This is a genomic window from Micromonospora sp. WMMD812, assembly GCF_027497215.1.
In the GTDB taxonomy this organism is placed as follows: domain Bacteria; phylum Actinomycetota; class Actinomycetes; order Mycobacteriales; family Micromonosporaceae; genus Micromonospora.
Genome location: NZ_CP114904.1, coordinates 5,883,286 through 5,896,007 on the forward strand (window position 1 = coordinate 5,883,286; position 12,722 = coordinate 5,896,007).

Genomic DNA, 12,722 nt, shown 5'->3' on the forward strand with positions numbered 1-12,722 from the left:
GTCAGCCGCGGAGGGCCGGCTCCGGGGCCGGCTCGGCGGGGCGGTTGAGCCAGCTGGTCGCCCGGCGCTCGGCGTAGAAGGAGACGAACGGCACGGTGCCGGCCAGCATCACGGCGAGCATCCGCTTCAGCGGCCAGTCCGCGCGGCGGGACAGGTCGAAGGCGGCCACCAGATAGATCATGTAGAGGAAGCCGTGCGCCGGGCCGATGGTCTCCACCACGACGGGGTTGTCGAACGCGTACTTCAGCGGCATGCCGACCACGACCAGCAGGATCAGCACCACGCCCACGATCCAGGCGATCGCGCGGTACCGGGTAAGGGCTCCGCCCACCTCTGTCCGTCCTTCCCGAGCCCGGCTCAGCCGGGGTAGTCACCGGGCCGGGCGCCCGGATTGGCGTTCAACCATTGCAGGTAGCGGTTGTAGGCGGCCAGGTCGGCGTCCTCCACCCCGTCGGGCGCCACCGGCACCCGGTTCACCCGGACCGGGCGGCGCACCGCCGGCCGGGATCCGGACGCCGCGACCGCGCCGTTCGCGGCGGTGGGCGCGGTCGGCTCCGCGTCCGCGGATTCCGTGTCGGCGGATTCCGCGTCGGCCGGATCCCCGTCGCCGCGGAGGGTGTGCCGCAGCTCACGCCACCAGACGAAGACCACGAACCCCGCGAAGATCGGCCACTCGAAGGCGTACGCCCAGCTGAGGGTGTTGCCGCCGGCGGCCCGGCTGATCTGCCACCAGCCCAGCGCGAGGAACGCGCCGACCAGCACGACCGTGGCCACGTGGCGCGCGATCCACGCCGGGGTCCAGAGCCGCTTCATGGCATCGAGGGTACCGGGAGGCGCGGTGCTCTCCGACGCGGTGTCGTAGTTGTCGGGGCGTCGGGAGGGTTTGCTGACACCACGTGTGGGCATCCGTCTAGATGCCAGCCCAAACGACACCAGGGGGCCGACGATGACCGGATCAGTACGACAGGACGGGTACCCGTCGAGCGGCAGCGCGGAAGCCAGCCCGGAGCAGCGGGTGCCCGAGTGGAGCGGTGACCACCTGGCCGACCCGGCCACCGCGGGTCCGGACGTGGACGGCGAACTCGGGGTGGACCCGGCCGAGCTGAGCGACGAGGACCTGATCCGCGAGATGCACAGCCTGCACCGCACCCGGCTGGACACGTTGCGGCACGCCGCCGACTCCGCGCTCGCCAACCACCTGCGCCGCACCGCGGAGCTGGAGACCGAGTACCTGGCCCGGCACCCGGGTCGGGAGGTCGACCCGAGCCGGCTGCGGGACGAGTGATGGCGGCACACGCCGAACGGGGGATGTCCGCGCCGCCGGAGGTCGTCTTCAACACCGCGACCGACCCGGACCGGGCCTCCGCCTGGCTGCCCGAAGCGTTGCGCACGGACGGCGCCCCCACGCCGGAGATCGCAGGCGACGAGCTGCGCGCCCGGTGGAGCGCGCCGGCGCCGGCGCGGCTCTCCGCCGAGATCCTGGTGGACCCGGAGGACGCCGGCGGCGCCGTGATCCGGTTCGACCTCCTGGGCGACACCGCGGCGAACGCCGACCGGTTGGCCGCCGAGGCGCTCGACAACCTGGCCCGCGAGGTGGCCGACAACCTCCAGGCCGGCTGAGCCGCACCGGCCCCGACCAGCAGGCACGCGAGACGAGGAGACCGGGTGACCGACAGCCGCATCAGGCAGAGGGTGGCGCGGCTGCGCCAGGCGTACGCGCCGCACGAACACCGCCCGCTGGGCGGCTACCTGGCCGCGATGGGCACGTACGCGGGGGTGGCCGGAGCGCTCGCCGGTCTGGCCCGGGTGACGGGCCGGCAGGTGCCCGAGCGGCCCTCGCCGGCAGACGTGGTGCTCCTGTCGATCGCCACGCACAAGCTCAGCCGGCTGCTGTCCAAGGACACGGTGACCAGCCCGCTGCGCGCCCCGTTCACCCGCTACGACCGGCCGATCGGCAGCGGCGAGGTGATGGAGCAGGTCCGCGACTCCGGCAGCTCCACCCGGCACGCGATCGGGGAGCTGCTGAGCTGCCCGTTCTGCCTCGCGGTCTGGGTCGCCACCGGGTTGACCGGCGGGCTGGTGCTCGCCCCCCGGCTGACCCGCCTGGTGGCCACGGCGTTGACCGCGGTCGCCGCGTCCGACTTCCTCCAGATGGGGTACGCGGTGGCGCAGCAGGCCGCCGAGGGTGGCGGGCACGACGACGACTGAGCGGGCCGCGACGAAGGGGCCGACGCGGATCCGCTCGGCCCCTTCCGCGTGCCGCCGTCCCGCTCAGGTCGGTGTCGTGCCGTGGTCCTCGCCGGCCCAGCCCCGGGAGGCCTCCGGCTCCCGCTCGCCCTTGTCCGCGCCGGTGATCACGTCCCGGTCGACCGCGGTGCGGTCGTGCTCGTCGGCGAAGTCCGGCTCGGGCAGGGTGTCCAGCCCGTCCGGCGGTTGGCCGAGTGCGGGGTTCTTCTCGTGTTGGGACATCGCGTTCTCCTCTCGCCGGGGGGCGCGGTTCTCAGGTGACCGACCCGCCGAGCAGGTCCGCCGCCTCGTCGACCGCGTACTCGCCCTCGGGCAGTGCGGCGATCCGGGTGAGCCACTCCGCGGGGAGCTCCGCGGCGATCGCCCGGCGGTAGATGTCCGCCTGACTGATCCGCTCCTGGCCGTGGTACAGGTCCTCGAGCAGGTCGTCGAGGCGCCGGGTGTCCGGCTTGTCGGTCACGGGTGCGTCGTCGGTCACGGCGGTCAGCTACCCGTGCCGGAATCGGTCAAACGTCACCCGCCCGCGCCGCTCGACCGCCGCGCCGGCCGATCATGCAGTTGTGGTGCCTCGCACAACGTGCGATCCGGGGCGTTCCAGGCACCACAACTGCATGATCGACACGCCTGAGCACAGCGGCGCCCCCGGCCGGATGGCCGGGGGCGCCGCTGGTGTCGGTGTGCAGGTCGCCTCTCGGCGAGTGGCTCGACGCGGCTCCAGCCGAACGGTATTCCGCGAAGGCAGTTGGGTGAGGCCCGGGGACACTGGACACACCGACACTGCACACAACCATGCGCACCCGCCGGGTCTTCCGCCAACCACTGTGCCCCGCACCACACCGACCCCGCGCCACACCCACCGCTCCCACGCCGCCCACGTCCGGCCGTGTGTCGCGGTTGATCAAGAGGTTTGCGTCAGGTTCGGCGCGAATCCCGACGCGAACCTCGTGATCACCGGGGCGAGGGGCCGGGGGCGGGGGTGGGGGTGGGGTCAGGCGGGGGTGGGGAGGGTGGCGCGGCGGGCCCGGACGGCGGCGGCGAGCCGGTCGAGCACCTCGTCTGTGGTGTCCCAGCCCATGCAGGCGTCGGTCACCGACTTGCCGTACTCCAGCTCCCGCGTGGGGTCGAGGTCCTGGCGGCCGGGCCGGAGGAAGCTCTCGAGCATGATGCCGACGATGCCGCGCTGCCCGGCGGCGAGCTGGGCGGCCACGTCGGCGGCCACCAGCGGCTGGTTGCGGTGGTCCTTGCCGCTGTTGGCGTGGCTGGCGTCGACCACCACCCGCTCCGGCAGGCCGGCGGCCCGCAGCAGGTCGAGCGCGCCGGCCACCGACTCCGCGTCGTAGTTGGGCCGGCCGCCGCCACCGCGCAGCACCAGGTGCCCGTCGGCGTTGCCCCGGGTGTGCATGATCGCCGGGGTGCCGGAGACGTCGATGCCGGGGAACACATGGGGTACGCCGGCCGCCCGGATCGCGTCCACGGCCGTGCTGATGCTCCCGTCCGGGCGGTTCTTCATGCCGATCGGCATGGACAGGCCCGAGGCGAGCTGCCGGTGCACCTGGCTCTCGACCGTCCGCGCGCCGATCGCGCCCCAGGCGACGGTGTCCGCGATGTACTGGGGGGTGATCGGGTCGAGGAACTCGCAGCCCACCGGCAGGCCGAGGCGCAGCACGTCGAGCAGCAGCGTACGGGCCAGCCGCAGGCCGGTGTTGACGTCGCCCGAGCCGTCCAGCCCCGGATCGTTGATCAGGCCCTTCCAGCCGACCGTGGAGCGGGGCTTCTCGAAGTAGACCCGCATGACGACGAGCAGGTCGTCGGCGACCCGGTCGGCCGCCTCGCGCAGCCTGCGGGCGTAGTCCAGGGCGGCGGCCGGGTCGTGCACCGAGCACGGGCCGACCACCACCAGCAGGCGGTCGTCAGCGCGGTCCAGCACCCGGCCGACCGCGCGGCGGCCGGTCAGCACGGCCGAGGCGAGCGCGTCGTCCAGGGGCAGTTGGTGGTGCAGCAGGGCCGGGGTGGTCAGCGGCACGACGCGGTCGATCCGCTGGTCGCTGACCCGATCGGTCTCCGGGGTCGTCACGGTGGGCATCCTTTCGCCGACCGCGCCCGGGGCCGGTGCCCGGGTCGAGCCGGCTGCTCGTACGCAAAAGGGCAGGGACCCAAGGCCCTGCCCAGCCGGCTCGAAGAGGAGTGACGTCAGATCATGGTGAAGTCACCGGCTCCTCCAGCCGGCTGCCTAAACCATCGATACGACCGCGTCACGGGACCAGCGTACCCGACGGCGCGGCCGCGGTTCACCCGGACGTCGGCGACCCACGTCCGGCGTAGCGCGGGCGTGCCGGCGGCGGGGCCCGGGTATGAGGGGTGCCATGAGCGACGAGCAGAGCGACCTGGACCGCGTCGAGTCCCGTGCCCACCTGCTGCCGGAGGAGGAGGTGGTGGGCAGCGACGACCCGGAGGCGCAGGCGGAGGCGATCCTCACCGAGTCCGACCTCCGGGAGGACCGGAACGTGGCGCCGGACACCGTGCTGGAGCATCGGACCTCGGATCAGACGGTGACCCCGAGCGAGCCGCCGGACTGAACCCGGGCACCACGCGCCTCGCGGGATCCCCGGTAGGCCTGGGCCCGCAGCCACGTCATCGGCCCCGCGGCGGACAGACCGGCCGGCAGGTTGCCGATCGGATCGAAGGCCAGCGTGGCGTCCTGCCGGGCGCTGAGCTGGGTGCCGATGCTGACCTGCCCGAACGGCCGCCACGGCCCCACGCCGGAGGCGACCGCGAGCACCAGCCTCGGCTCGTCCGCCCGGGTCGCGGCGGCCACCTCCGCCAGGCTGCGGCCGAGGTCGGCCGAGTCCGGGTCGGCCAGCGCGGCCAGCCAGACCCGCCGGCGGCGGATGCGCAACGGCATGATCGTGCTGTACGTCCCGGCGAAGTGCCGCCGGGGTAGCGGCAGGGCGCGGAGCACCGGCGCCGCGCCGCTGGAGCTGACCAGCAGGTCGAAGGGCCGCTCGTCGTCCACGTGCACCCGCATCGCCAGGCCCAGCACGTCCGGCCAGCTGCCCGGCGTGGGAATCCCCTTCGAGAGCCGGACCGTCGCCGGGTACCGGCCCGGCTCGTCGATGAGCGCGACGCCGGTCGGTGGGCCGGGCGTTCCCCAGACCGTCACCTCGCCGGCGAACGAGCGGCCGGCCGGATGGAGCAGCCGCGCCCCGCGCAGGCGGGTCAGGGCGGCGGCGGAGCGACGGACGGCGCGGCCCGCTCGCGCGGCGGACGCGGACGGGCGGGCGCTGGGCGCGGGCATGCCCCTCCGTACCCCGGCCGGCGCGGTCGATGCGTCGACCCGGCCGCCCGGCGGCGGGCCCCCGTGGGATCCGGGCTCCGGCCTGGCCCGTGGCCGCCGCCGGCCTCCGCCGTGAGCGCCCGCTCCGGCTCGCCCGGCGGTCGCACGTCACCTTTCCGCCCGCGCGATCGGATAGCGTCGTGCTCATGCCCGACAGCGGTTACCCCTGGCCCATCGAGACGACCCGACTGGACAACGGCCTGCGCGTGGTGGTGAGCGAGGACCGCACCGCGCCGGCGGTCGCGGTCAATCTCTGGTACGACGTCGGTTCCCGGCACGAGCCGGAGGGGCAGACCGGCTTCGCCCACCTCTTCGAGCACCTCATGTTCGAGGGTTCGCTGAACGTCGCGAAGACCGAGCACATGAAGCTGATCCAGGGCTCCGGCGGCTCGCTCAACGCCACCACCAACCCGGACCGGACCAACTACTTCGAGACGGTCCCGGCGGAGCACCTGGAACTGGCGCTCTGGCTGGAGGCCGACCGGATGGGCGGCCTGGTCCCGGCGCTGACCCAGGAGACGCTGGACAACCAGCGTGACGTGGTCAAGAACGAGCGGCGGCAGCGGTACGAGAACGTGCCGTACGGCGACGCCTGGCTGCGGCTGCTGCCGCTGCTCTACCCGCCGAAGCACCCGTACCACCACGCCACGATCGGCTCCATGGCCGACCTGAACGCCGCCGCCCTCGGCACCTTCCAGGCGTTCCACCAGACCTACTACGCGCCCAACAACGCCGTGCTCACCGTGGTGGGGGACGCCGCCGCCGCGGAGGTGTTCGCGCTGGCCGACAAGTACTTCGGGGCCATACCGGCGCGGCCCGACATCCCGGCCGCGCCGGACGGCCGGACGGTGCCGGCCACCGGTCGGCCGGCCGTGGAGACGGTGACCGCCGAGGTCCCGGCCCCCCGGGTGTACGTCGCCCACCGCACCCACCCGTTCGGCAGCACCGGCTACGACGTCGTCACGGTGCTGGCCACCGTGCTGGGCAGCGGCCGGGGCAGCCGGCTCTACCAACGGCTGGCCGACGGCGAGCGGATCGCCCAGCCCGACCTGGTCGGGGCGTACGGGGTCGACCTGGCGCACGCGCCGGCGCCGCTGATCGCCACCGCCACCGCCCGACCCGGGGTGGGCGCCGAGCGGCTGGCCGCCGGGCTGCACGCCGTGATCGACGAGTTGGCCACCGTGCCGGTCACCGCCAGCGAGCTGGACCGCGCCAAGGCCCTGCTCAGCACGGCCTGGTGGCGGCAGATGTCCACTGTCGACGGCCGGGCGGACACGCTGGGCCGGTACGCCACCCAGTTCAGTGACCCGGCCCGGGCCGCCGAACGCCTGCCCGCCCTGCTCGCGGTGACCGCCGAGCAGATCGCCGAGACCGCCGCCGAGGTGCTCGCCGCCGACGACCGGGTGACCCTGACCTACCACGCCGAGGAGACGCCGTGACCCTGATCGCCTCCCGCCCCGGCCCGGGCGCCGCCCGCCCCTACCGGTTCCCGCCGGTGGTCCGCCGCACCGTGGCCGGTGGTCAGGTCGTCGCCGCGCACCTGCCCGGGCAGACCCTCGCGGTCGCGTTGCTGCTGCTCGACGCCGGCGCCGGCCGCGAGCCCACCGGCAAGGAGGGGCTCGGCGGGGTGCTCGCCAAGGCCCTCGAGGAGGGCACCGCCCAGCGGGACGCCGCCGCGTACGCGCTCGCCGTCGAGGGGCTCGGCACCGAGCTGGTGATCGGGCTGGACTGGGACTCGTTCCAGGTCAGCGTGCAGGTACCGGTGGACCGGCTGACCGCCGCCGTCGAGTTGCTGGCCGAGGCCGTCCGCACCCCCCGGCTCGACCCGGCCGACGTGCGCCGGGTCCGCGACGACGAGGCCACCGCGCTGCGGATGGACTGGGCCAACCCCGGCCCGCGGGCGGACGCGGCGCTGCGCGCCGACCTGTTCGGCGCGGAGAACCGGTGGGGTCGGCCGATGTACGGCGATCCGGACTCGGTCGCCGGCGTCGACGTCGACGGCGTCACGGTCTTCCACTCCGAGTGGTTCATCCGCCCCGGCACGCTGATCGTCGCCGGCGACCTGGACCGGATCGACCTGGACGCGCTCGGCGCGGCGGCGTTCGCCGGCGCCGGCGGCGGCCCGGTCGACCGCGGCGGTCCGATCGAGGTGCCGCTGCACGACACCCGGCGGATCATCCTGGTCGACCGGCCCGGGTCGGTGCAGTCCACCCTGCGGCTCGGGCACCCGTCCCCGCACCGCGCCCACCCCGACCACGTGCCGATGAGCCTCGCCGGCACGGTGCTCGGGGGCGCGTTCACCTCGCGGCTCAACCACCTGATCCGGGAGGTGCGCGGCTACACGTACGGGATCCGCGGCGATTTCGCCTCGTCCCGCCGCTTCGGCCGGTTCGCGGTCAGCTCCGGGGTGCAGACCGCGGTCACCGCGCCCGCGCTGGTCGAGGCGGTCGGCGAGATCAGCCGCACCCGGACCGGCGGGGTGACCGAGGAGGAGCTGGCGGTGGCCCGGTCCTGGCGGGCCGGGCAGCTGTCGGTGGAGCTGCAGAGCCCCCGCGCGATCGCCTCGGCGCTGACCACCCTCGTCGTGCACGACCTACCGGACGACTACCACGCCCAGCTGCGCGAGGCGCTGCTCGCGGCCGACGTCGAGCAGGTCAGCGCCGCGGCGGCGACGCACCTCCACCCGGACTCGCTCACCCTGGTCGTGGAGGGCGATGCCGCGGTGATCCGGGACGAACTCGTCGCGAGCGGCCTCGGCGACATCGTCGACGTCGCCCGCTGACTCCCGGCCGGACCCCGACCCCGCACCCGTTCCCGGAGAGAGTGGCCGCTTCCCGACGGAACGCCACGCTCTCCGGGACCGTGCGTGTGGAGGAGTCCGGTGGACACACCACGTGTGACGGGGATCGCAGGGCGGGTGTCCAGGTGTCGGAGGGTGGCCGACACGGCGTGAACGGCTGCGGTCGGACGCCCTCGTGGCCCGGGATCTTGCGGACGGCCGGGCGATCGGCGGTGGCGTTTGCGGCCGGACGGTCATCCCGGGGGCGCAGGGGTGGGTGTGACGTCGGCCCGGGGGCCGGGAAAGGGTTCCCGGGCCGGGGTCCCGGCTGGGTAGCCTCGCGGGCATGAGGATCGGCATTGTGGGGGCCACCGGCCAGGTCGGTGGCGTGATGCGGCGGGTGCTGGCGGAACGGGAGTTCCCGGCGGAGCAGGTGCGCCTGTTCGCGTCGGCGCGGTCGGCGGGGCGCACGCTGCCGTGGCGGGACGGCGAGGTCGTCGTGGAGGACGCGGCCACCGCCGACTACTCCGGGCTGGACATCGTGCTCTTCTCGGCCGGCAAGGGCACCGCCAAGGATCTCGCCCCCCGCGTGGCCGGCGCCGGCGCCGTGGTGATCGACAACTCCTCGGCGTTCCGAATGGACCCGGACGTGCCGCTGGTGGTCGCCGAGGTCAACCCGCACGCCGCCGCCGTACGCCCCAAGGGCATCATCGCCAACCCGAACTGCACCACGATGGCGGCGATGCCGGTGCTGCGCCCGCTGCACGACGAGGCGGAGCTGGTCGGCCTGGTCGTCTCGACGTACCAGGCGGTCTCCGGCGCCGGCCTCGCCGGGGTCGCCGAGCTGGACGAGCAGGTCCGCAAGGTCGCCGAGCACGCCGCCGGGCTGGCCTTCGACGGCGACGCGGTCGAGTTCCCCGCCCCGCGCTCGTTCGCCGAGCCGATCGCGTTCAACGTGCTCCCGCTCGCCGGGTCGATCGTCGACGACGACTCGTTCGAGACCGACGAGGAGCAGAAGCTGCGCAACGAGAGCCGCAAGATCCTCGAAATCCCGGGCCTCAGGGTCTCCGGCACCTGCGTCCGGGTGCCCGTCTTCACCGGCCACTCGCTCCAGATCAACGCCCGGTTCGCCCGGCCGATCACCCCGCAGCGGGCCCGGGAGCTGCTCGACGGCGCGCCGGGGGTGGCGCTCACCGACGTGCCGACGCCGTTGCGGGCGGCCGGCCAGGACCCGAGCTACGTCGGGCGGATCCGGGCCGACGAGACGGTCGAGCACGGGCTGGCCCTGTTCTGCTCGAACGACAACCTGCGCAAGGGCGCCGCGCTCAACGCGGTGCAGATCGCCGAGCTGGTCGCCGCCGAGCGCCGCTGAACGGACCGGTCGCCGCACTCCGGGCACCCCGCCGAGCCTCGGCGTGGTGCCCGGATCCGTCGTGGGGCCCCTGACGGCGTGCTTGGATGGGACTCGACCGGGCGAAGTGGAGGAGACCGTGGCGGACGAGCGGACACAACGCGCGCTGACCGATCTGATCGCCGGCCGCCGGCTGGGGGTCCTCGCGACCATCAAGCGGGACGGGCGGCCACAGCTGTCCACTGTGATCTATTCGTTCGACCCGGCGGCGGGCCTGATCCGGGTGTCGGTGACCGACGACCGGGCCAAGACGGTCAACCTGCGCCGGGACCCGCGGGCCAGCTTCCACGTCAGCAGCGAGGACGGCTGGGCGTACGCGGTGGCGGAGGGGCGTGCCGAGCTGACCCCGGTGGCCGCCGACACCACCGACGCCACGGTCGAGGAACTGGTCGAGGTCTACTGGTCGATCCAGGGCGAGCACCCGGACTGGGACGACTACCGGCGGGCGATGGTCGCCGAGCGGCGGCTGGTGCTGCGGCTGCACGTCGAGCGGACGTACGGGGCGCCGCCGCGCGGCTGACGCTCGCGGTGCCCGACGTCGGGCCGGTGGCCGACTCCGTCAGCCCGGGTCGACCACGGTGACGCCGGGCCAACGCTGGGCCGGGCGGTGCCGCGCCAGCCGGCGCCGGGAGAGCGCCACCGGCACCCGCGCGGGGTTGTGCCGCCACACCCCACCGAGCAGGTCGCCCAGTCCGTACGGAGCGCACACCTCGATCCGCCCGGTGGCGTCCAGCCGGACCGCCACCGCGGTCGCGTACTCCGGCCAGGTGGCCACCGCCTCGGCGACGCCGCGGTACGGCGCGATGGGATCGCCGCCGAACTTCGCCGCGTACCACGTGTGCACCGCCGCCTGGTTGCGCGCCTCCCAGGGCGGCTCCGCCCAGGCGGACACCAGTCGGGCGGTGGCCCGGTGGTCGTACTCCCGGCTCAGGTCGGACGGGTCGAAGAAGACCACGTCCACGTCCCGGACCGCGCCGGGGTCGAACCCGGCCCCGTACCGCTGCCCCCACACCAGGTCGCGCAGGGCCCCCGCGCCGATCCAGGCGTCCGGCAGTCCGGAGTCCCGGACCACCCGTAACGCGCGCGTCAGCCACGGGCTCCCGTCGACCAGCTGGCACAGCTCCCGCTCGTCGTCCCGCATCCGGACACGCTAACCGGGGCCGGTCCGGCGGCCGTCCCTGCGGGCGCCGCTCGGGTCATCAGCAGGGCGGAACGGGGGGCGGCGTGCCCGGCCCGGACGGGGGAGCGGTCGGCGTTACCCCGCCCCGGACGGCGGGTAGACGGCCGGTGCCGACACCGAGAGGGGAGCACCATGACAACGGTCGGAGAGTTCATGACGACCCGGTTGGTGACGATGGACGGCAACGACACACTCACCGCTGCGGCGCAGGAGATGCGCGACAGCGCGATCGGCGACGTGGTGGTCACCGATGGCGACAACGTCGTCGGCATCGTGACGGACCGGGACATCACGGTCCGGGCCGTGGCGGAGAACATGGACGCCAGTTCCACCCGGCTCAACCAGATCACGACCAAGGACGTGGTCACCGTGAGCCAGTACGACGACGCCGTGGCCGCCGCCGACCTGATGCGCACCTACGCGGTGCGGAGGTTGCCGGTTATCGACGACGGGCGCCTGGTCGGCCTCGTCTCGATGGGTGACCTCGCCGTCGAGCGTGAGCCCCAGTCGGTGCTCGCGGACATCAGCGCCGACGACCCGAACAACTGACCGTCCGCCGCGGACGTGCGCCGGTTCCCCGGATCCCCCGGGGAGCCGGCGTGTCATTCCGGCTCGACGCGGGCCCGCACGTCGGTGGCGCCGCGCGCCTGCGCGACCCCGACCGCCTCCGCGTCGACCGCCCGGCGGACCCGCGCGGGCAGGGCGCCGAAGGGGGCGACCGTCACGTCCAACCGGCCCCGGCCGGCCTGCCGGGCCCGCCACGTGCCGGCCACCTCGCCGTCGACCAGCAGCGCCCCGGGACTGCCGAGGATCCGCCACAGCTCCCGCTGGTGGGCCCGCTCGGGGACGAGCAGGCCGCGGTCGCGCCCGGCCAGGTAGGGGTCACCCGGCGGCAACAGCCGGACCAGCCGGGCCGGCGGCGCGCCGGTCAGCGCGGCCAGCCGGTCGGCCGGCAACCAGGCGGCCCGCCCGTCGACGCTGACCTCGACCAGCCCGCCGGGCCAGACCGGGCGCAGCGCCGTGGCGGTGGTGCCGAGGAAGCCCGCGGCGTCGGTCAGGGTGGCCGGGCCGAGCAGCCGCAGGTAGGTGGTGACCAGGTCGGCCGTGCCGGCCGCCGTGGCCGGTGGCCCGGACCAGTCGGGCAGCGGGGCGAGCCGGGCCGCTCGGCCGGCCACCTCGAGCCGTACGCCACCGGCGAGCCCGGCCTGTTGGAACAGCGCGCCGGAGATGTGCCGCGCCTGACAGGCCCGACAGTCGTAGCTCAGCTCGGCCGGGACCCGGTCGCTGACCGCGCGGCTGACCTCGCCCTTCTCCATCTCGGCGGTGACCACCGACCGGAACGCGTCGGCGGTGGCGCGGAACGCGGCGAGCCCGAGCCGGGCGCCGGAGCCGATCTGGCCGGCGATCCGCCGGGTGGCGTCCGCGTCGCTCAGCGGCCAGCTCGCCGCGGCCAGCGCCGGCAACGCGGCGCGGCGGTGCAGGTGCGGGGCCCCACGCAGCGACCAGGCGAGCGTCAGCCGGTCGTCCGGGAGTGCCGCGCCCCGCGCCGCGAGGGCAAGCCGGGCCGAGCCGTAGGGCGTGTCCTGCACGCCCAGCGCCAGCACGGCGAGGTCGGCCGCGCGCAGCCCCGGACGGTCCAACTGCTGGGCCGCCACCCGGTAGGCGAGCACCTGCTCCCGGCTCACCGCTAACCCGCTCGCCGCCATCGTGCCGTCCCTTCGTCCGCGGGTACTCCCCGGACGCTACCGCCCGGACCCGACAGGGCCGCCGC

At 74.9% G+C, this 12,722-nt stretch carries 17 protein-coding genes; 9 read left to right on the forward strand and 8 right to left on the reverse strand.

Annotated elements, in window-relative coordinates:
* Position 1 precedes the first annotated feature (1 nt).
* Positions 2 to 331 (reverse strand): DUF3817 domain-containing protein, encoded by a 330-nt coding sequence (locus O7603_RS27215; RefSeq protein WP_281572586.1) that lies wholly within the window; start codon positions 329 to 331, stop codon positions 2 to 4.
* A gap of 26 nt (positions 332 to 357) precedes the next feature.
* Positions 358 to 813 carry a hypothetical protein gene (locus O7603_RS27220; RefSeq protein ID WP_281572587.1) on the reverse strand — a complete coding sequence of 152 codons (456 nt, stop codon included), beginning with the start codon at positions 811 to 813 and terminating at the stop codon, positions 358 to 360.
* A gap of 133 nt (positions 814 to 946) precedes the next feature.
* Here O7603_RS27220 and O7603_RS27225 point away from each other — a divergent pair, with 133 nt between their 5' ends.
* Genes O7603_RS27225 through O7603_RS27235 form a run of 3 tightly spaced genes read left to right on the forward strand, consistent with a single transcriptional unit; the run spans position 947 to position 2,208 of the window.
* The gene (locus tag O7603_RS27225) at positions 947 to 1,285 is read left to right on the forward strand and encodes a DUF6158 family protein (protein WP_281572588.1); all 339 of its coding nucleotides are present in this window, start codon (positions 947 to 949) and stop codon (positions 1,283 to 1,285) included.
* Positions 1,285 to 1,620 carry a hypothetical protein gene (locus O7603_RS27230; RefSeq protein WP_281572589.1) on the forward strand — a complete coding sequence of 112 codons (336 nt, stop codon included), beginning with the start codon at positions 1,285 to 1,287 and terminating at the stop codon, positions 1,618 to 1,620. The genes O7603_RS27225 and O7603_RS27230 overlap by 1 nt, the downstream gene beginning before the upstream one ends.
* 45 nt (positions 1,621 to 1,665) lie before the next feature.
* Complete coding sequence (locus O7603_RS27235) at positions 1,666 to 2,208, forward strand: DUF1360 domain-containing protein (protein ID WP_281572590.1); 543 nt, start codon at positions 1,666 to 1,668, stop codon at positions 2,206 to 2,208.
* A gap of 63 nt (positions 2,209 to 2,271) precedes the next feature.
* Here O7603_RS27235 and O7603_RS27240 read toward each other — a convergent pair whose 3' ends face one another.
* From O7603_RS27240 to O7603_RS27250, 3 genes are all read right to left on the reverse strand, one after another.
* Positions 2,272 to 2,469 (reverse strand): hypothetical protein, encoded by a 198-nt coding sequence (locus tag O7603_RS27240; protein ID WP_281572591.1) that lies wholly within the window; start codon positions 2,467 to 2,469, stop codon positions 2,272 to 2,274.
* Positions 2,470 to 2,500: 31 nt separating this feature from the next.
* The gene (locus O7603_RS27245; RefSeq protein ID WP_281572592.1) at positions 2,501 to 2,725 is read right to left on the reverse strand and encodes a hypothetical protein; all 225 of its coding nucleotides are present in this window, start codon (positions 2,723 to 2,725) and stop codon (positions 2,501 to 2,503) included.
* A gap of 510 nt (positions 2,726 to 3,235) precedes the next feature.
* The gene (locus tag O7603_RS27250) at positions 3,236 to 4,330 is read right to left on the reverse strand and encodes a 3-deoxy-7-phosphoheptulonate synthase (protein WP_281572593.1); all 1,095 of its coding nucleotides are present in this window, start codon (positions 4,328 to 4,330) and stop codon (positions 3,236 to 3,238) included.
* 280 nt (positions 4,331 to 4,610) lie between these two features.
* Here O7603_RS27250 and O7603_RS27255 point away from each other — a divergent pair, with 280 nt between their 5' ends.
* The gene (locus O7603_RS27255; RefSeq protein WP_281572594.1) at positions 4,611 to 4,823 is read left to right on the forward strand and encodes a hypothetical protein; all 213 of its coding nucleotides are present in this window, start codon (positions 4,611 to 4,613) and stop codon (positions 4,821 to 4,823) included.
* Here O7603_RS27255 and O7603_RS27260 read toward each other — a convergent pair.
* Complete coding sequence (locus tag O7603_RS27260; RefSeq protein ID WP_281572595.1) at positions 4,790 to 5,542, reverse strand: phosphodiesterase; 753 nt, start codon at positions 5,540 to 5,542, stop codon at positions 4,790 to 4,792. The two genes, O7603_RS27255 and O7603_RS27260, sit on opposite strands and share 34 nt — an antisense overlap.
* Positions 5,543 to 5,727: 185 nt before the next feature.
* On the opposite strand from O7603_RS27260, the gene O7603_RS27265 reads away from it, so the two are divergent.
* The 4 genes from O7603_RS27265 to O7603_RS27280 all read left to right on the forward strand — a co-directional run bounded on the left by O7603_RS27265 (position 5,728) and on the right by O7603_RS27280 (position 10,291).
* Complete coding sequence (locus O7603_RS27265; protein WP_281572596.1) at positions 5,728 to 7,020, forward strand: pitrilysin family protein; 1,293 nt, start codon at positions 5,728 to 5,730, stop codon at positions 7,018 to 7,020.
* Positions 7,017 to 8,363: a pitrilysin family protein gene (locus O7603_RS27270; RefSeq protein ID WP_281572597.1), complete on the forward strand. Its 1,347-nt coding sequence runs from the start codon at positions 7,017 to 7,019 to the stop codon at positions 8,361 to 8,363. The genes O7603_RS27265 and O7603_RS27270 overlap by 4 nt, the downstream gene beginning before the upstream one ends.
* Before the next feature lie 343 nt (positions 8,364 to 8,706).
* The gene (locus O7603_RS27275; RefSeq protein ID WP_281572598.1) at positions 8,707 to 9,732 is read left to right on the forward strand and encodes an aspartate-semialdehyde dehydrogenase; all 1,026 of its coding nucleotides are present in this window, start codon (positions 8,707 to 8,709) and stop codon (positions 9,730 to 9,732) included.
* 118 nt (positions 9,733 to 9,850) lie between these two features.
* A complete protein-coding gene (locus tag O7603_RS27280) occupies positions 9,851 to 10,291 on the forward strand; it encodes a PPOX class F420-dependent oxidoreductase (protein WP_281572599.1) in 441 nt (146 codons plus the stop codon).
* A 39-nt stretch (positions 10,292 to 10,330) separates the two neighbouring features.
* Here O7603_RS27280 and O7603_RS27285 read toward each other — a convergent pair whose 3' ends face one another.
* On the reverse strand, positions 10,331 to 10,912 hold the full coding sequence (locus tag O7603_RS27285; protein ID WP_281572600.1) for a nucleotidyltransferase family protein: 582 nt from the start codon (positions 10,910 to 10,912) through the stop codon (positions 10,331 to 10,333).
* 171 nt (positions 10,913 to 11,083) lie between these two features.
* Here O7603_RS27285 and O7603_RS27290 point away from each other — a divergent pair, with 171 nt between their 5' ends.
* Entirely contained in the window at positions 11,084 to 11,500 is a 417-nt protein-coding gene (locus tag O7603_RS27290) for a CBS domain-containing protein (RefSeq protein ID WP_281572601.1), read from the forward strand.
* A 53-nt stretch (positions 11,501 to 11,553) separates the two neighbouring features.
* Here the strand turns inward: O7603_RS27290 and O7603_RS27295 are convergent, their stop codons facing one another.
* Positions 11,554 to 12,636 (reverse strand): crosslink repair DNA glycosylase YcaQ family protein, encoded by a 1,083-nt coding sequence (locus tag O7603_RS27295; protein ID WP_281572602.1) that lies wholly within the window; start codon positions 12,634 to 12,636, stop codon positions 11,554 to 11,556.
* Positions 12,637 to 12,722 lie beyond the last annotated feature (86 nt).

Excerpts from the sequence above, each read along its gene's own strand:
- O7603_RS27265 (WP_281572596.1), top strand. The coding sequence starts at position 5,728 with ATGCCCGACAGCGGTTACCCCTGGCCCATCGAGACGACCCGACTGGAC.
- O7603_RS27240 (WP_281572591.1), bottom strand. The coding sequence starts at position 2,469 with ATGTCCCAACACGAGAAGAACCCCGCACTCGGCCAACCGCCGGACGGG.
- O7603_RS27225 (WP_281572588.1), top strand. The coding sequence starts at position 947 with ATGACCGGATCAGTACGACAGGACGGGTACCCGTCGAGCGGCAGCGCG.
- O7603_RS27260 (WP_281572595.1), bottom strand. The coding sequence starts at position 5,542 with ATGCCCGCGCCCAGCGCCCGCCCGTCCGCGTCCGCCGCGCGAGCGGGC.
- O7603_RS27275 (WP_281572598.1), top strand. The coding sequence starts at position 8,707 with ATGAGGATCGGCATTGTGGGGGCCACCGGCCAGGTCGGTGGCGTGATG.
- O7603_RS27250 (WP_281572593.1), bottom strand. The coding sequence starts at position 4,330 with ATGCCCACCGTGACGACCCCGGAGACCGATCGGGTCAGCGACCAGCGG.
- O7603_RS27220 (WP_281572587.1), bottom strand. The coding sequence starts at position 813 with ATGAAGCGGCTCTGGACCCCGGCGTGGATCGCGCGCCACGTGGCCACG.
- O7603_RS27285 (WP_281572600.1), bottom strand. The coding sequence starts at position 10,912 with ATGCGGGACGACGAGCGGGAGCTGTGCCAGCTGGTCGACGGGAGCCCG.
- O7603_RS27290 (WP_281572601.1), top strand. The coding sequence starts at position 11,084 with ATGACAACGGTCGGAGAGTTCATGACGACCCGGTTGGTGACGATGGAC.
- O7603_RS27230 (WP_281572589.1), top strand. The coding sequence starts at position 1,285 with ATGGCGGCACACGCCGAACGGGGGATGTCCGCGCCGCCGGAGGTCGTC.
- O7603_RS27255 (WP_281572594.1), top strand. The coding sequence starts at position 4,611 with ATGAGCGACGAGCAGAGCGACCTGGACCGCGTCGAGTCCCGTGCCCAC.